The 15,143-nt window shown below is 70.5% G+C and carries 17 protein-coding genes and 1 pseudogene; 7 read left to right on the forward strand and 11 right to left on the reverse strand.

Annotation, left to right across the window (positions count from 1 at the left end):
* Positions 1 to 61 precede the first annotated feature (61 nt).
* Positions 62 to 565 carry a DUF5949 family protein gene (locus AC07DC_RS07600; protein ID WP_478912874.1) on the forward strand — a complete coding sequence of 168 codons (504 nt, stop codon included), beginning with the start codon at positions 62 to 64 and terminating at the stop codon, positions 563 to 565.
* Positions 566 to 629: 64 nt separating this feature from the next.
* Here the strand turns inward: AC07DC_RS07600 and AC07DC_RS07605 are convergent, their stop codons facing one another.
* Positions 630 to 1,523 (reverse strand): RNA polymerase sigma factor SigF, encoded by an 894-nt coding sequence (locus AC07DC_RS07605; protein ID WP_478912876.1) that lies wholly within the window; start codon positions 1,521 to 1,523, stop codon positions 630 to 632.
* A 163-nt stretch (positions 1,524 to 1,686) separates the two neighbouring features.
* On the opposite strand from AC07DC_RS07605, the gene AC07DC_RS07610 reads away from it, so the two are divergent.
* Positions 1,687 to 2,790 (forward strand): hypothetical protein, encoded by a 1,104-nt coding sequence (locus AC07DC_RS07610; protein WP_478912878.1) that lies wholly within the window; start codon positions 1,687 to 1,689, stop codon positions 2,788 to 2,790.
* Here the strand turns inward: AC07DC_RS07610 and AC07DC_RS07615 are convergent.
* Both AC07DC_RS07615 and AC07DC_RS07620 read right to left on the reverse strand, forming a co-directional pair.
* A complete protein-coding gene (locus AC07DC_RS07615; protein WP_478912879.1) occupies positions 2,778 to 3,392 on the reverse strand; it encodes a hypothetical protein in 615 nt (204 codons plus the stop codon). The two genes, AC07DC_RS07610 and AC07DC_RS07615, sit on opposite strands and share 13 nt — an antisense overlap.
* Before the next feature lie 216 nt (positions 3,393 to 3,608).
* On the reverse strand, positions 3,609 to 4,013 hold the full coding sequence (locus tag AC07DC_RS07620; protein WP_478912881.1) for a DUF6344 domain-containing protein: 405 nt from the start codon (positions 4,011 to 4,013) through the stop codon (positions 3,609 to 3,611).
* Positions 4,014 to 4,253: 240 nt separating this feature from the next.
* On the opposite strand from AC07DC_RS07620, the gene AC07DC_RS07625 reads away from it, so the two are divergent.
* Positions 4,254 to 5,408, forward strand: a complete 1,155-nt coding sequence (locus tag AC07DC_RS07625; RefSeq protein WP_478912883.1) for a magnesium and cobalt transport protein CorA — start codon at positions 4,254 to 4,256, stop codon at positions 5,406 to 5,408.
* A 30-nt stretch (positions 5,409 to 5,438) separates the two neighbouring features.
* Here AC07DC_RS07625 and crcB (AC07DC_RS07630) read toward each other — a convergent pair whose 3' ends face one another.
* The 3 genes and pseudogenes from crcB (AC07DC_RS07630) to AC07DC_RS07640 all read right to left on the reverse strand — a co-directional run.
* Entirely contained in the window at positions 5,439 to 5,813 is a 375-nt protein-coding gene (gene crcB / locus AC07DC_RS07630; RefSeq protein ID WP_478912885.1) for a fluoride efflux transporter CrcB, read from the reverse strand.
* On the reverse strand, positions 5,810 to 6,289 hold the full coding sequence (gene crcB / locus AC07DC_RS07635) for a fluoride efflux transporter CrcB (protein ID WP_478912887.1): 480 nt from the start codon (positions 6,287 to 6,289) through the stop codon (positions 5,810 to 5,812). The genes crcB (AC07DC_RS07630) and crcB (AC07DC_RS07635) overlap by 4 nt, the downstream gene beginning before the upstream one ends.
* A 145-nt stretch (positions 6,290 to 6,434) precedes the next feature.
* A pseudogene (locus AC07DC_RS07640) lies at positions 6,435 to 6,692 on the reverse strand (hypothetical protein); the annotation flags it as partial.
* 12 nt (positions 6,693 to 6,704) lie between these two features.
* Between AC07DC_RS07640 and AC07DC_RS07645 the strand changes: the two are divergent.
* The gene (locus AC07DC_RS07645) at positions 6,705 to 6,929 is read left to right on the forward strand and encodes a hypothetical protein (protein ID WP_478912889.1); all 225 of its coding nucleotides are present in this window, start codon (positions 6,705 to 6,707) and stop codon (positions 6,927 to 6,929) included.
* A 26-nt stretch (positions 6,930 to 6,955) separates the two neighbouring features.
* Here the strand turns inward: AC07DC_RS07645 and AC07DC_RS07650 are convergent, their stop codons facing one another.
* The 3 genes from AC07DC_RS07650 to AC07DC_RS07660 are packed head-to-tail and all read right to left on the reverse strand — an operon-like array spanning position 6,956 to position 9,885.
* Entirely contained in the window at positions 6,956 to 9,082 is a 2,127-nt protein-coding gene (locus AC07DC_RS07650; RefSeq protein ID WP_478912891.1) for a SpoIIE family protein phosphatase, read from the reverse strand.
* Positions 9,083 to 9,116: 34 nt separating this feature from the next.
* Complete coding sequence (locus AC07DC_RS07655; protein ID WP_478912893.1) at positions 9,117 to 9,413, reverse strand: SHOCT domain-containing protein; 297 nt, start codon at positions 9,411 to 9,413, stop codon at positions 9,117 to 9,119.
* 52 nt (positions 9,414 to 9,465) lie between these two features.
* Complete coding sequence (locus AC07DC_RS07660) at positions 9,466 to 9,885, reverse strand: DUF6325 family protein (RefSeq protein WP_478912895.1); 420 nt, start codon at positions 9,883 to 9,885, stop codon at positions 9,466 to 9,468.
* A gap of 217 nt (positions 9,886 to 10,102) precedes the next feature.
* Between AC07DC_RS07660 and AC07DC_RS07665 the strand changes: the two genes are divergently transcribed.
* Positions 10,103 to 10,342 (forward strand): hypothetical protein, encoded by a 240-nt coding sequence (locus AC07DC_RS07665; RefSeq protein WP_478912897.1) that lies wholly within the window; start codon positions 10,103 to 10,105, stop codon positions 10,340 to 10,342.
* Positions 10,339 to 11,211: a YhjD/YihY/BrkB family envelope integrity protein gene (locus tag AC07DC_RS07670; protein WP_478912899.1), complete on the forward strand. Its 873-nt coding sequence runs from the start codon at positions 10,339 to 10,341 to the stop codon at positions 11,209 to 11,211. Before AC07DC_RS07665 ends, AC07DC_RS07670 begins: the two co-directional genes overlap by 4 nt.
* A gap of 210 nt (positions 11,212 to 11,421) precedes the next feature.
* Here AC07DC_RS07670 and AC07DC_RS07675 read toward each other — a convergent pair whose 3' ends face one another.
* Entirely contained in the window at positions 11,422 to 11,595 is a 174-nt protein-coding gene (locus AC07DC_RS07675) for a hypothetical protein (RefSeq protein ID WP_478912901.1), read from the reverse strand.
* Between the two features lie 123 nt (positions 11,596 to 11,718).
* On the opposite strand from AC07DC_RS07675, the gene AC07DC_RS07680 reads away from it, so the two are divergent.
* A complete protein-coding gene (locus AC07DC_RS07680; RefSeq protein ID WP_478912903.1) occupies positions 11,719 to 12,990 on the forward strand; it encodes a polysaccharide deacetylase family protein in 1,272 nt (423 codons plus the stop codon).
* Positions 12,991 to 13,065: 75 nt separating this feature from the next.
* Here the strand turns inward: AC07DC_RS07680 and AC07DC_RS07685 are convergent, their stop codons facing one another.
* Positions 13,066 to 15,057 carry a transglycosylase domain-containing protein gene (locus AC07DC_RS07685; RefSeq protein WP_478914056.1) on the reverse strand — a complete coding sequence of 664 codons (1,992 nt, stop codon included), beginning with the start codon at positions 15,055 to 15,057 and terminating at the stop codon, positions 13,066 to 13,068.
* Between the last annotated feature and the right edge of the window lie 86 nt (positions 15,058 to 15,143).

Here is a 15,143-nt window from a genome sequence, read left to right on the forward strand (position 1 = left end):
TCGCTCTCACAGGTGACATGCGGGCCCGGTCGGGCGCGGCCCGCCGTTACAGTCCGTTGCCATGAGTCAGACCAGCACCGCTCCGGACACCACGCGTCAGAGCCACATGGGCACCCTCGCGGTGATCCCCTGGGCCGGCGAGCACTTCGAGGACGAACGTGACATCGCGTTCCTCCTGGCCTACTCCCTCGGCGATGTCGAGGGCGGCCCGGAGGCCGCGGAGGCGGCCATCACGGCGGCGATCGAGGAGGTCGGCCTGCCGATCGGCGGGACCATCCTGGACATCGCCCAGGTGCCCAAGGCCCCCGTGAAGCTCCTTGTCGAGGGCGGCCAGGCCGTATTGAGCATGCCGTATCTGCACGCGGCCTGCCCCGTGCCCGAGCAGTGGGTGGCAGCGGCCCGCGAGCGCGGCATGGTGTATTTCATGTTCGCCACCCGGCCGTGGCCGCAGGCGACGCCGGGAACCGCGGTCAGCGAGGAGGAGCTCAAGTCCTTCGTGGGCGACGAGTCGATGCTGGCCGGCTCCGCACACTGCTTCGTCCCGGTCGGCTCCCTCGTGGCGTGACCGCACACGTAAGGTCCCCGCAGGGCAGTGCCCGGCGGGGACCTTCGTACGGGGGTTTTGCGGTCTATGCCTGGGTGAGCAGCCCGGTGCGCAGCCGGCTCAGCGTCCGGGTCAGCAGCCGGGACACATGCATCTGGGAGACACCGAGTTCGGCGCCGATCTCGGACTGCGTCATCTCCTGGCCGAAGCGCATCCGCAGGATCGCGCGGTCGCGGTCGCCGAGTTCGTCCATCAGCGGCTTGAGAGCGTGCAGATTCTCCACCGCCTCCATGCCCGGGTCCTCGTCACCGAGCCGGTCGACGAAGGAACTGCCCGCGGCCTCCTCGCCGTTCTCGCCCGCGGGGAGGTCCAGGGACCCGGCGGTGTAGCCGTTGCTCGCCACCAGCCCCTCGTTCACCTCGGCCGGGGTCAGGTCCAGGTATGCGGCCAGCTCCGCGGTGGTCGGGGAGCGGTCCATCCGCTGGGAGAGCGCGTCCTTGGCCTGCGCCAGCGCGATCCGGCGCTCCTGGAGGCCGCGCGGTACGTGGACGGCCCAGCTGGTGTCCCGGAAGAAGCGCTTGATCTCGCCGGTGATGTACGGAATGGCGAACGTGGTGAACTCGACCTCGCGCGACAGGTCGAACCGGTCGATCGCCTTGATCAGGCCGATCGTCCCGACCTGGACGATGTCCTCCATGTCCTCCGACCGGTTGCGGAACCGGCCGGCGGCGAACCTGACCAGCGACAGGTTCAGCTCGATCAGGGTGTTCCGCGCGTACTGGTGCTCGCGCGTGCCCTCCTCCAGGTCCTGGAGACGGTCGAAGAACAGCTTCGAAATGGCCCGCGCATCCTTCGGGGCGACCTTCCCGGCCTCCTCGATCCACGGGAGCTCCGGCACCGAAGAGGCACAGCCAGCCGCGTTCGGGACATCAACCACAGGCGTGTCGGCCGAATTCACTGATGCTGTCATGTTCCTCATCCTCCCAGGAGCAACCGGCAATGGCACCCGCCTACCCCGGGCAATCGGTCCCACACCCCGAGTTCCCACGATCGCTGTTGCACGTCCGTGACAGCGGTCACACCGGTCGCGGACGTTGAATCGTCATGCTTCTCCTATCAACGTCCCTGGGGGGGAACCGCTCATGTCCGCTCGCACCCGCAGCAGCACCGCCGTCGCCGTCGCTCTCACCGCCACCCTCACCGCGGCCACCGCGGCCCTGCTCACCGGTTGCGGCCCGACATCGGGCGCGGCAGCGGTCACCACTCCCCCCGCCTCCACCGGCGCTCCGGGCAACGGCACTTCAGCCGCTCCGTCCGGCGGTGCGACGCCGTCGCAGACGACCGGCACCGCGCCGACCACCAGCGCTTCCACCACCCCGGCCGGCGGGTCGAACCCCACGGGCGGCAGCAAGCCCGCCCCGGTGCTGAACGGCACGGCGAACAACGGACTGACCATCAGCAACGGCACCCGGTACGTGCTGATGAACGGCACCAGGGTGGACTTCGGCACCGCGGTCAGGGACCTGGCCTGGTCGCCGGACGGGCGCAAGGCCGCGTTCATCGACGGCGCCGGCAACCTCGCCGTCTCCAACCCGAACGGCACCGGGCGCGTCACCGTCGCCAGGAACCCGGGCGGGCAGAACTGGTCGCACCCGACGTGGCAGGTGACGGGGTACGACACGATTCCGGAGCTGTCCCGGCGGAGCAACATCCTGTTCGCCGCTCGGAAGAACGGCGTCTCCCAGCTGGACACCGTGCCCTCGAACGCCGTCGACGCGGCGCCGAAGAAGCTCGGTGTGCGCGGGGAGTCCGGGCCCGACGTGCCGGAGATTCCGCAGACCGGCAACGTCTGGCCGAGCGCGGGCGGCACCCATGGCAGCTCCGTGTACGCGAACGCCGACACGGGCGAGGTCTACATCCGTGACGACTACCTCCGCGTGGAGGGCGGGGCGCTCACCCACGGATCGCAGCCCGCGATGTCGCACTCCGAGGTCGAGGAGATCGTCTTCGTCCGCTCGGTCGGCGGCCACGACCACCTGTTCCTGGAGCGCTCGACGGACGCCGGCCCCGTCTACAAGGACCTGACGCCGCACGCCACCACGGACTACACCGAGCCCGCCTGGGCCCCCGACGGCACCACCATCGCCGCCAGGACGCCGGCCGGTATCGTCACGCTCTCCACCAAGAGCAGCGCCGCGCCGAAGCTGGTCTCCACCTACACCGGCCTGCCGTCCTATCGGGGCTGATCCCCCGGCTGGTCCCGGGGTCGGTCCCGGGCGGCGAGTTCGGCGCGCAGCTCTTCGAGGTGCGCGTCGGTCGTGTCGTGCGGCAGGAACTCCACGATGTCGAAGAAGCGGAACAGCACCTGGGTTCCGGTGACCGCGAACTCGTAGTCGCCGAAGCCCACCACCGCGCCCGTCGTACCCCGCACCGCGCCCCGGACGACATGCTCCGTCATGTCGTCCGGCTGCTGCGCCGACAGACCGCGGCGCGCGTTCGGGCGGGCAAGGTAGGGGCAGACCATCGAGGCGTAGAGCATGCAGGCACGATGCCCCGGCCCCTCCAGGGTCGGGGCCAGGTTGCGGTACGGCCGCCCGGCGGCCAGCGCGTCGGCGATCGCGGCGCTCTCGGAGGCGCCCACCACGCGCCACACCGGCCCCGGCCGCATCACCGTGTCGCAGACGGAACACCGCCGCATACGCGCGCAGTCGGCGCTGCGTCCGTAGTCCGTCAGCGCGAACTGCGGCTCGTCCCCGTCCCACGGGGTAATGGCCGGCACGGGATAGCCGCGAGGGTCACGCGGCCTGGCCCGGACGGTCGACGGCATCGGCACTGTCTCGAATCGCACGGGCCATGCCTACCAGGCATACCCCCGGCGCGAACAGCGCCTGCCGCATCTCAGGGTCGTACGTTCTGGGGCGTGGAGATTCCCGCACTCCGGAGAGGCGGTCTCGACACGCGAACTGGGGTGTTGGTTCAGGGGTGTTGGTGGAGCGGCGTTGCTTCGAGCTCACTGTCGGACGTTCTGGTTCAGACGTACCGGTTCGGACCGTCTCCGGCTCGTTCAGGCCGCGCAGGGGAAGCGTTCGAAGCGGTCGGCCGCCGGGGCCAGGGAGTCGGCGAGGGCGTCGCCGGTGAGGGTGAGGCTCGTGTCGCCGATGCCGGCGGTGCGCTGCCGGGAGACGGGGGAGGCGCCGTGGGCCTCGGCACGGATGCGCTGCTTGATAGTCGGCGGCAGGGACCGCTCGCTGCGCGGCGCGCTCCCGGCGAACGCCGCGAGGGGTGACAGCGGGACGACCGGCGCGAGGCGCTCGGACGCTTCGAGCGGGCGGCGGGCGGCACGGGACGGCGCGGTGAGACGGAGCGCGGTGAGGATCCCGGCGAGAACGCCGAGGAAGACGGTCCAGAGCTGCGCGACCTTGGTGGTTGCGGCAGTTGCGGCGGTTGCGGTGCTTACGGTGGTGGCCACGGCCCCTCGCTTTCGATCGGTTGGTCTGCGTATGTCCCTCATCATGTGGACGGGGCGCCACGATCGCGGGATCCGCGCCGCTTGTCGTATGAACACCACCCGGACGGGCCAATGACCCGTTCCGGGGTCCGGCGGACGCCCGCGCCGGGGCCCGCGCCGCGGGCTACCGTGTATCCGCGACGAGCGGCCGTAGCGTGATGCCCGTCCGAGCAGATCCGTTCCGCCAGGAAAGAGCCCGCCATGTCGGACCGGCGTCCCCGGGGACTGCGCCCGCACAAGCGTGACCAGCGCCATCAGGCCACGGACGCGTCCCCCGAGCGCTCCATGGAGCCCCGGCACCCGGCGGAGGACGCGGCGGAGTCGGGTCCTGTGGAGAACAGCGTGATCGACGCGGCGCTCTACCGCGACGGCCGCCGCATCGACACCCCGGCCACCCTCACCGAGGCCTACCGGAAGCTGCCCGACACACCGGACGCCATGGCCTGGATCGGCCTCTACCGGCCGGCGGAGGACCAGCTGCTGGCCGCGGCAGCGGCGTTCGGGTTGCACGAGCTGGCCGTCGAGGACGCCGTCGTCGCCCATCAGCGGCCGAAGCTGGAGCGCTACGGCGACACCCTCTTCGTCGTACTGCGCGCCGCCCGCTACCTCGACGACTCCGAGGAGGTCGACTTCGGCGAGCTGCACCTCTTCGTCGGCCCGGACTTCGTCCTCACCGTCCGGCACAGCCAGTCGCCCGACCTGTCGACCGTGCGCGCCCGTCTCGAAGCCGATCCGGAGCTGCTGCGGCTGGGGCCCGAGGCCGTGCTCTACGCCGTGCTCGACTCCGTCGTCGACGGGTACGCGCCGGTCATCGCGGGCCTGCAGAACGACATCGACGAGATCGAGACCGAGGTCTTCGGCGGCGACCCCAAGGTCTCGCGCCGTATCTACGAGCTGTCCCGCGAGGTCGTCGAGTTCCAGCGCGCCACCCGTCCGCTGCTGAGCATCCTGTCGGCCCTGACCGCCGGATTCGAGAAGTACGGCACCGACCAGGAGCTGCAGCGCTATCTGCGGGACGTCGACGACCACGCCACAACCGTCGTCGAGCGGGTGGACGGCTTCCGGCAAATGATCGCGGACATCCTCGCCGTCAACGCCACCCTGGTCACCCAGGCGCAGAACGAGGAGATGAAGCAGCTCGCCGAGGCCAGCAACGCCCAGAACGACGAGATCAAGAAGATCTCGTCATGGGCCGCCATCCTCTTCGCCCCAACCCTGATCGGCACCGTCTACGGCATGAACTTCGAGACCATGCCCGAGCTGAAGTGGATCTTCGGCTATCCGTTCGCCATCGGGCTGATGGGCGTGGTCTGCGTCGGGCTGTACATGGTCTTCAAGCGGCGCAACTGGCTGTGAACGGCACCGCCGGGCCGGACGGGCCAGGCGTCATGTCCACAGCGTCTGGGCGATGGCCACGCCGGTGTAGACGGCGCCCAGCCCGGCGGTGATGCTCACCAGCACGTTCGCCGCGGCGAAGAACCGGGCCCCCTGCTCGGCCAGCCGCAGCGTCTCGAAGGAGAACGTCGAGTACGTCGTCAGCGCCCCGCACAGGCCGGTCCCCAGCAGCAGCTGCACGGAGGACGCGGCGGCCCCGGCGGCCACCGCGCCGGTGACGAGGCCGAACACCAGGCAGCCGGCCGCATTGACGGTGAACGTCCCCCAGGGGAAGACCGTCTCGTGCCGGGCCTGGACGAAGCGGTCGGTCAGATAGCGCAGCGGGGCGCCGACTGCGGCGCCGGCGATGACGAGCAGCCAGTTCATACCGCGGACCGGATGGCCAGCCGGCGGGTCACGGTCGCGGCGGCCCACACGGCCGCCAGGGCGGCGAACGCCGTCGCCGCCAGATAGGCCAGACCGGTCCCGGCCTCGCCGTCCTCCAGCAGGTTGCGGATGTCCACGGCGTACGTGGAGAAGGTGGTGAAACCGCCCAGCACGCCGGTCCCGAAGAACGGCCGCACCAGCCGGTGCACGGTCCACACGTCGCTGATCAGCACCATGAACACCCCGATCACGGCGCAGCCGACGGCGTTGACCAGCAGCGTCGTCCAGGGGAAGGAGCCGGCTGCGGTGGGCCAGAGCAGCGCGGCGCCGTACCGGGCGCAGGCGCCGGCCGCGCCGCCCAGCGAGATCACGGCGAGTACCGACACATGGTGGCGCAGCAGCTCGTCGCGCTGCGCCGGCACGTGCAGATCGACATCGGGGTCGGTGGGCTCGTTCACCACCTGGCGACGGGACATCGCGCGTCACAATACCTGCCGGGCCCCGAGGGCCCGCAGGTCACCGGCTGAAGGTGTCGATGTTGGTGATCTTCCAGGTGCCGTCCTGGTGGACCGCGTCCACGGCGAACATCGCCGCCGCGTAGGTCGTCTCCTCGCGGTCCGGCTAACCGGCGGCGGAAGGCTGCGGGGTGGGGGCGGTGTCCCCGACCGGCGCCTGGCCGAGGGCGCTGAGCTTCCAGCCGTCGGGCGTACGGGTCAGCTCGCCGAGCAGCCGGCTCTCCTTGGCGGAGGGCCGGCTCTTGGGCGCGGTGACCGTGATGCGCAGCGCCACCATCACGCTCGCCTTTCCGGCCCGGACGTCCAGCTCGGTCACCGAGCCGGAGAGCACCTTCGCCGTGGTCACGGTCTGCGCCTGCCGCACATCAGGAGTCCGGTGCCCGCCAGCAGCAGTACGGCGAGCAGCCCGGCGACGATCGCGAACCTGGTGACGCGGCGCCGCCGGCCGGGCGCGGGGACCGACCGCGCCTTCGGTGACCAACTCTCCGATCCCGACGCCCGGTTCGCCACCGAGATCGTGCTCCGCGCCCTCCATCTCCAGGGGCGAGCCGACCTGCCGGGGATGCCGGGACCACCTCCCCGCCTGCCCGAACACATCTGACGCGGACGGCCCGAAGAACGGGCCGATCAGGGAGCCGCGAAGCCCGCCGACGGCTGGTCCTCCGCCGAGGGCCAACGGAACTCGGCCCAGATGGACTTGCCCTCCCCGCGCGGCTCGACGCCCCAGCGGGAGGCGAGGGAGTCGATGAGCAGCAGGCCGCGGCCCGAGGTCGCCGCCTCGCCCGGGGTCCTGCGCCGGGGCCAGACGCTGGAGCGGTCCTGGACGACGAGCCGGACCCGGCGCGTGTCCGGGCTCCGTGCCGGTGGGACGATCTCCAGGGTCAGCACGCCGCCGCCCTCGGTGTGCAGCAGGACGTTGGTGAGGAGCTCACCGGCCACCAGCTCGATGTCGTCGACCAGTTCGCCCGCACCCCAGTCCACCAGCGCCTGGCGCAGCACCGCGCGGGCCTCGGCCAGCCCCTCCGGGTCGGCCTGGTGGACGTATTGGTGGATGCGCGGGGCCTGGGCGGTGCCCGGGTCGGGCGCCCGGCGCAGCAGGAGCAGCGCCATGTCGTCCTCCGCGCCCGGCCGGGCCCACAGGCCGTCGGACAGGTGGTCGGCGAGCGCGGCCGCACCGTGCGGCCCGTGGCGTACGGCGTCGGCGAGCTCGTCCATGCCCTCGCCGATGTCCTTGCCCGGCTGCTCGACGAGCCCGTCGGTGCACAGCAGCAGGGTCTCCCCCGGCACCAGGTCCAGCCGCGTCTCCGGGTACTCGTGGTCGGCGAAATGGGTGGCCAGGCCGAGCGGCAGTCCGCCGCGGACATTGGGCCAGCCGGTACGTCCGTCCGTGTGGCGGATCAGCGGCCCGAGGTGGCCGGCGCGCACCACCCGTACGTCGCCGGTGGTCAGGTCGGCCTGGGCGTAGGTGCAGGTGGCGAAGCGTTCGGTGTCGAGCTCCGCGAGGAACTGCGAGGCGCGCGCGAGCACCGTGGAAGGGGTGTGGCCCTCGGCGGCGTAGGCGCGCAGCGCGATGCGGAGCTGGCCCATCATGGCCGCCGCATGGGTGTCGTGGCCCTCGACATCGCCGACGACGACGCCGATGCGGCCCTGCGGCAGCGGGATGACGTCGTACCAATCGCCGCCGACCTCCCGGCCGCTCCAGGCCGCGTGGTAGCGCACGGCGATCTCGCCGCCGACGACCTCGGGGATCCGCCGGGGCAGCATGGACGCCTGCAGCCCGGTGGCGAACTCGCGCTCCTGGTCGAAGAGCATGGCGCGCTGCAGCGACTGGGCGACGATGCCGGCCAGGGCGAGGCACAGGTTGCGGTCCTCGGCGGTGAAGTGGGTGCGGTCCCGGTAGAACAGGCAGAGGCCGCCGATGGAGCGCGCCTGCGCCACCAGCGGGAGGTAGGCCGCCGCCTCGATCTCCAACTCGCCGAGGTACGGCCGCAGCCGGGGGAAGCGGTCGGCGAGCTCCGACAGCGAGCTGATGAACCGGGGGCGCTGCCTGAGGATCGCTTCGGAGAGCGGGAGGTCGTCGTCGATCCGGGTGAGCCGCAGGTCTGACAGGACCTCCATCGACCGGCCGGTCAGCGCGATGATCTTGAGCATGCTGCCGTCGACCAGGCCCAGCGCCAGGCCGTCGGCCCCGAACCGCTCCAGCCCGCCGCTGCCGGTCAGCGTCGCGGTGACGTCATCGACGGTGACGGCCCGCGACAGGGCCTGGGTGGTCCGTTCCACCATGGAGGTCTGGCGCTTACGGTCCTCCTCCAGGGTCCGCAGCATGGTGGAGTGCGACAGCTCCGCGGTCGCGTCACGGATGATGCCGATGACGCGCTGGGCCTTGCCCTCCTCGTCGCGCAGGATGCGGCCCTGGGTGTGCGTCCAGCGCGGGGTGCCGTCCCGGAGGAACACCTGGAAGTACATGCCGTACGACGACGCCCGCTCGTGCAGGGCCTGGTTGAGCACGGACTCGAGCCGTGCGCCCTCCTGGGGCGACACCCGGGTGATCAGGGATTCGGGCCGCCCGTTGAACTCCTCGGGCCGCAGGTCGAAGACCTCCAGGCCGGCCGCGTCCAGTTCCAGGGTGCCGAGCCTGAGGTTCCAGTCGAAGCTGCCCATGTGGTTCAGGGCGAGGCGTTCGGCCGCACCGGTGCGGGGCGTGGCGGTGCCCGGGGGCTCACCGCGGGCGGGCGGCCGGTCCTGTTCGGGCATATCCGTGCTCCCGGGATGTCGCGGTTCCCGCCGGTCAACCCGACAGGATCTTCGCCTTCTCGGCGGCGAACTCCTCTTCCGTGAGGATTCCCTGGGTCTTCAGTCCGGCCAGCCGCTCCAGACGGCTGAGGGTGTCGTCGGCGGCCGCCGCCACCGGCTGCGGAGCCGGCGGCTGCTGCACCGCCTGGGCTTGCGCGGCCGGTGCGGCCTCCTGTCCTGCGAACTTCTGCTCCTGGTGCTGCCGCACCCGACCGCTGACGGCGGAGGCGGTGCCGGCCACCACGGCGGTGCGGGCGACGGCGCCGAGCAGTCCGGGGCCCCTGCGGTTCATGGCTCCTCTGCGAAACGGCATGTCGGGACGTCCTTTCCGAGTCGTCGCAGCGTCAGCGGGCTTCCGCGAGGGCCCGTTCCGCGACCTCCGCCGGGATCTGCTCGTGGGCCACGGTGATACCGCCGGCGCCGCGGACGGCGTCGGTGAGCGGCACCGCCCACAGGTCCTCCCAGACGATGAGCGCCGCCGAGCTGCCCGGCGGCACGCTCTGGGCCAGCGCCTGGACGTCCGCGTCGTTGAAGAGCCCGGCGATGGTGCCCTCCACCGGGTCGTAGGAGACCAGGTCGTCGGGGTCGAGGTCCTGGAGCTCCACATGCTCGATCGTTCCGTCCTCCGCCCGCCGGACGAAGGTGATGTCGAGGATCCGGACGGTGCGGGACGCGACGATGTCGGCGAGCGCGGGTGCGATGCGGCCGGTGAACCGGCTGCCGGGAAATGCGACGACAAGGTATTCGACGGGTCCGATTCCCACGGTCCGTCCTCTCCTGGGTCTGGTGTCCGAGTCCGATCCCGGGATCGGACCGCCAGCATAACTTTGAGAGTATTTGTCTGCATTCAGACTATGGCATTCCGGGCCCCCCAACGGCCCAACGCGACGTCTCCCGACAGGACAGCGGGAGCGGGGCCCCGCAGGCTGGGCGGAGAGCCGGTGACGACCGCCGCCGTCCATGCCAGGAAGGGACCTCGTCATGACCGCAGCCGGTGGGCTCGCCCTCATCATCATCGGGGCGATCCTGAGATACGCGATCACCTGGCAGGCCCGGTGGATCGACCTCAGCGCCCTGGGCGCCATCTCCATGCTCGGCGGCGCCGTCGGCCTGCTCGTCGGGCTGGTGCTGTCCTTCAGCCGCCGCCGGCGCACGGACCGGCGCCACGACACCGAGCGCGTCTACGAGCAGCGGTACTACGAGGACCCCCCGCGCCTGTGATCGTCGTCGACCGGGTACTGCGCAGGGCTCCCTTCATCGGGCGCCTCATCCACGAATTCACCACGGTGAACGTCCTGGACTGCGCCACCCGGCTCGCCGCGCAGGCGTTCCTCGGCGCCCTGCCCGCACTGTTCGTGATCGCCGCGTTCGCGCCCCAGCTCGTCCGCGACCAGCTCGTCTCCTCGCTGCACTCCATGCTCGGACTGCCGGACGACGCGCTGGACCAGGTCAGACAGGTCTACGCGGCCGACGACAGCGCCGCCGACACCAGCTCCTTCGGCATCGCGGGCGTCCTCGTCACGCTGATCTCGGCCACGGCCTGCAGCCGCGCCCTGCAGCGGACCTGCGAACGGGCCTGGCAGATACCCAGGGCGAGCGCCCGACTGGTCGCCTGGCGCTGGGTGGTCTGGCTGGCGGTCTGGCTCGTCGACCTGCTGCTCCAGGGCCCGCTGCACAACGGTTTCGGCGTGGGCCCGTCACTCGGCGTCCCGTTGCAGTTTCTCTCCGCGACGCTCCTGTGGTGGTGGACCCAGCGCTTCCTGCTCGGCTCCCGCATTCCCTGGCTGCCGCTGCTGCCGGGCGCGGTCCTGGTGTCGGCGGGTGTCCTCGGGGTCGCCGCCTGGTCGGCGATCTACATGCCGGGGGCCATCAAACGCAGCCTGCGGCAGTTCGGCCCGTTCGGGTCGCTCTTCGTCCTGCTGTCCTGGCTGATCGTGCTCTTCACCGTCGTCACGATCGGCATCTGTATCGGCTACGTGATCGCGAACGAGAAGGCGGTGGCCCGGCGGCTGGGCACACCGGCCCCTCCGGTCCCGCCGGCCGGACCGCCTGGGCCGACCGGACCGTCCGTGGTCGGCTCCGCGGCGTGACCCGTTCCCGCCGCGGCTACTTCTGCTTCCCGTACGCCTCCGCCATGGCCGCGCCCAGCGCGGCGTAGGCCGGCCCCGTGGGTGACGGCCTCGACAGTGGTGTTGCCCCGGCTGTCGCGCAGCGAAGCGAGCATGTGGACGAGCCCTCCGGGCGCCGCGCAAGGATGAGGGGCGGGCCGTTGTGCGGGCCCGTCCCTCATCCGCCGACCGCTACTCCTGGGGCTCGCGCGCGTGCCGCCGTTCGGCCTTGGGGCTCTCGTTGTGCTCGAAAGCGTCCAGGTCCTCCCGCACCTCGTTGGCGCGGTGTTTCGCCTGAGCGGCATCCACCTGCTCGGCATGCCTCATGCCCTTGGAGTGGGCGCTGCGGGCTGTGTGCTTGGACATGACCATTTCCTCCTGAAAGGTGTCCAATTCGGACTACCTCAGGCAAACACCATTCCAGTGGACCCGCTACCGGCGCAGCCAGGGAGTACGGCTTTACTGGAAACCTCCCGGAGAACGAGGTTGATGGTGAGAACCGCACATGGCGTGGCCGCGATAACCGCGGCCGGGGTCGCCGCGACCCTGGTGCTCGTTCTGTCGATGGGGGGCTCGGGACACGAATCGGCCGACGATTCCCCGAAGGCGGCGAAGCAGGAGCTCGGCGCCAAACCCGCCAAACCGGTGACGCCGGCTCCCAAGGGCGGCAAGCACGACGTCCCCTGGGACGGCAAGGTGAAGGTCCTCGGTGACGGCTCCACCTCCGACACCGGGCCGCAGCCCAAGCAGCCGAAGCCGGAGAAACTCAAACCCGGTGAGAAACCACCGCAGTTCGTGGTCTTCTCCTGGGACGGTGCCCTGGAGAACGACGACCATCTGTTCTCGCATTTCCGCGATGTGGCCAAAGAGAACAACGCTCAGGTGACGTACTTCCTGAGCGGTATGTATCTGCTGCCGGAGTCCAAGGCCTCGCTCTACCATCCGCCCCAGCACCCCGTCGGATCGGCGGCGATCTCCTTCCCGACCGATGCCCACATCCGGGAGACGCTGGAACAGGTGCGGCTGGCCTACCTGGACGGCAACGAGATCGGCACCCACTTCAACGGCCACTTCTGCGGGGCCAAGGGTGGCGGTGACTGGAGCACCGACGAATGGAAGAGCGAGATCGCGCAGGCCTATTCGTTCGTCGAGAACTGGAAGACGAACACCGGCTTCAAGGACATCCCACCGCTGCCCTTCGACTACCAGAAGGAGCTGGTCGGAGGCCGTGCGCCCTGCCTCGAAGGCCAGAAGAACCTGATCCCCGCCGCCAAGTCGCTCGGCTGGCGCTATGACGCCAGCTCACCCGGCGACTTCCAGATCTGGCCCTCGAAGATCGACGGAGTCTGGAACTTCCCGCTCCAGCTGGTGCCCTACCCGAAGAAGACCTTCCAGGTCCTCTCGATGGACTTCAACTTCCTCTACAACCAATCGGGCGACAGCGTCGCGGGCGACCCGACGAAGTATCCGGCGTGGGAGAAGGAGACCCGCGAGGGATATCTGAACGGATTCGACCGGGTCTATCACGGCAGCCGGGCGCCGCTGTTCATCGGCAACCACTTCGAGACCTGGAACGGCGGCATCTACATGCAGGCCATCGAGGACGTGATGAAGAACGTCTGCCGCCGGGACGGCGTGAAATGCGTGAGCTTCAAGGAGCTCGCCGACTGGATGGACGTGCAGGACCCGGCGGTGCTCGCGAAGCTGCGCGGACTGGACCCGGCGGAATCCCCGAACTGGGCGACCTTCCTCAAGCCGTAGCCCGCGCGAAGCCGTAGCCCGCGCGGCCCGCAGCCCGCGCGGCGCTGTCCCGCCCGGCGCCGTCAGGCCCGGAGTTCAGTGGCCGGTGGCCTTCGCGTAGCCGGTCCAGATGTTGATCGGATATGCGCTGCCCACCGCCGACCTGGCGGCCCCGCCCATTCCGGTCAGCGGCAGCAGACCCTGGGTCTTCGGGTCCAGCCGGAACACCTCGACCGCGGTCGACAGCTCCGACGTGTACCCGACGAACCAGGCCGCCTTGTTGCCCTGCGCGGTCCCGGTCATGCCCGCGGTCCCCGCCCCCGCCTTCGCCGCGGCCTTCGCGGTGCCTTCCGTGACGGCGTCCTCCAGCGCGTCGGTGACCTGCGACGCGACCTCCGGTGAGAAGGTCCGGACGGCGGGCGGCTTCTCCACCGACACCGGCTCGCCGTTGCGGGTGACGCCGAGCACCGAGTACGGGTCGGTGCGCATCCCCTGTGCGGCGAACGTCCCGTAGGCGCTCGCCATCCGGATCGGGCTCGGCGTGGCGGTGCCCAGCGAGAACGCGGGCACCTGGGCGCCGAAGCTGGCGGGCAGCAGCCCGGCGTCGGTCGCGGCGCTCCGCACCCGGTCCAGGCCGACATCCATGCCCAGCTGCATCACAGGGCCGTTCACGGAGTTCGCCACCGCCGAGCGCAGGCTGATGGAACCCCAGGACCGGCCGCCGTCGTTGGCCGACTTGACGATCTTTCCCGAGCGGTCCCAGTAGGGGCCCTCGGGAGTCACCAGCGGCACCTTGTCGTTGCCGTCGTAGAGCGTCGCCGGGGTCACCGGCGTACGAGCCGCGCCGCGTTCGCGCTGGACACCGTCGCGCAGCGCGGCGGCGTACACGAAGGGCGTGAAGGCCGTCCCGGCCGGCACGATCGAGGAGTTGGCGTCGCTGAACCCCTGCTTGAGGTAGTCGGGGCCGCCGTAGAGGGCCACCAGACGGCCGTCCGGGGTCACCGAGGCGGCTCCGACCCGGACGTTGCTGTCACTGGCCGGCCGGTTCACCGGGTCGAGGCCGCCGAGCTGCTTCTTGACCGCCGCCGCCAGCGCTTCCGTCCGCGGCTTCTCGAACGTGGTGTGGATCTGGTAGCCGCCCAGGTCGAATGCGGCGTCGTCGATGTCGGAGTGGGCGAGGACGTACGCCTTGGCGGTCTCCACCAGATAGCCGCTCTGCCCGGTCAGCCCGGCCGGTTTCGGCGGGTCGATCGGCTCGGGGAAGACGGTGTACTTCGCCCGCTCCTGGGGCGTCAGCTTCCCCAGACCGACCATCTGGTCGAGGATCCAGCTCCACCGGGCCTGCGCGTGGCTGTGGTTGGCGGCGCTGAGCGCCGGGTCGTACATCCCAGCGCCCCGCAGCAGCGAGGCGAGGAACGCGCCTTCACTGACGCTGAGTTGCGACACGTCCTTGCCGTAGTACGCGTGGGCGGCGCGCTGGATGCCGTAGGTGCCCCGGCCGAACCAGCTGGTGTTGAGATAACCCTCGAGTATCTGGTCCTTGGTCATCTTCTTGTCGAGCTTCACCGAGATGAACATCTCGGTGATCTTGCGGGACAGCGTCCGGTCCTGGTTCAGATAGGCGTTCTTCACGTACTGCTGGGTGATGGTGGACCCGCCGGTCATCTCACCGCCGGTGCCCATCTTCAGCACGGCGCGGCCGATGCCCTTGTACGAGATTCCGCCGTCGTCGTAGAAGGTCTGGTTCTCGGCGGCGAGGAACGCCCATTTGACCTGCTCCGGCACCTTGGCCAGCGGCATGTCCTGCCGGTCGACGGGCCCGGTGCGGGCCATCTCCGAGCCGTCGGCCCAGTAGTAGACGTTGTCCTGCTGAGTCGCGAAGGAGTTGAGGTCCGCGGGGATCTCGGTATGCGCGTAGGCGTACCCCACGACCCCGGTCAGGGCGGCGGTGCAGAGGAACAGGACGAGCAGCTGCTGTCGCCAGGAGGGCAGCCAGCGGCGAAAACCCCGCTTGCCCGGCCGTGGGTACTCCAGCCGGAACCGTGGCCGGCGATGAAGTCGGGGCCTCCGCAACTTCAGTCGCGGCATTTTCTTCAGGCCCTGGAACCACTCCTGCCACAGCACTGCGCGAGCTTATGTTCGAGAGAGATACATTCCTCCGACAGCATCCACAC

This window comes from Streptomyces sp. NPDC045021, from assembly GCF_056432645.1.

Excerpts from the sequence above, each read along its gene's own strand:
- AC07DC_RS07685 (WP_478914056.1), bottom strand. The coding sequence starts at position 15,057 with ATGCCGCGACTGAAGTTGCGGAGGCCCCGACTTCATCGCCGGCCACGG.
- AC07DC_RS07675 (WP_478912901.1), bottom strand. The coding sequence starts at position 11,595 with ATGTCCAAGCACACAGCCCGCAGCGCCCACTCCAAGGGCATGAGGCAT.
- AC07DC_RS07655 (WP_478912893.1), bottom strand. The coding sequence starts at position 9,413 with ATGAACCGCAGGGGCCCCGGACTGCTCGGCGCCGTCGCCCGCACCGCC.
- AC07DC_RS07625 (WP_478912883.1), top strand. The coding sequence starts at position 4,254 with ATGTCGGACCGGCGTCCCCGGGGACTGCGCCCGCACAAGCGTGACCAG.
- AC07DC_RS07650 (WP_478912891.1), bottom strand. The coding sequence starts at position 9,082 with ATGCCCGAACAGGACCGGCCGCCCGCCCGCGGTGAGCCCCCGGGCACC.
- AC07DC_RS07665 (WP_478912897.1), top strand. The coding sequence starts at position 10,103 with ATGACCGCAGCCGGTGGGCTCGCCCTCATCATCATCGGGGCGATCCTG.
- crcB (WP_478912885.1), bottom strand. The coding sequence starts at position 5,813 with ATGAACTGGCTGCTCGTCATCGCCGGCGCCGCAGTCGGCGCCCCGCTG.
- AC07DC_RS07600 (WP_478912874.1), top strand. The coding sequence starts at position 62 with ATGAGTCAGACCAGCACCGCTCCGGACACCACGCGTCAGAGCCACATG.
- AC07DC_RS07680 (WP_478912903.1), top strand. The coding sequence starts at position 11,719 with ATGGTGAGAACCGCACATGGCGTGGCCGCGATAACCGCGGCCGGGGTC.
- crcB (WP_478912887.1), bottom strand. The coding sequence starts at position 6,289 with ATGTCCCGTCGCCAGGTGGTGAACGAGCCCACCGACCCCGATGTCGAT.
- AC07DC_RS07605 (WP_478912876.1), bottom strand. The coding sequence starts at position 1,523 with ATGAGGAACATGACAGCATCAGTGAATTCGGCCGACACGCCTGTGGTT.
- AC07DC_RS07610 (WP_478912878.1), top strand. The coding sequence starts at position 1,687 with ATGTCCGCTCGCACCCGCAGCAGCACCGCCGTCGCCGTCGCTCTCACC.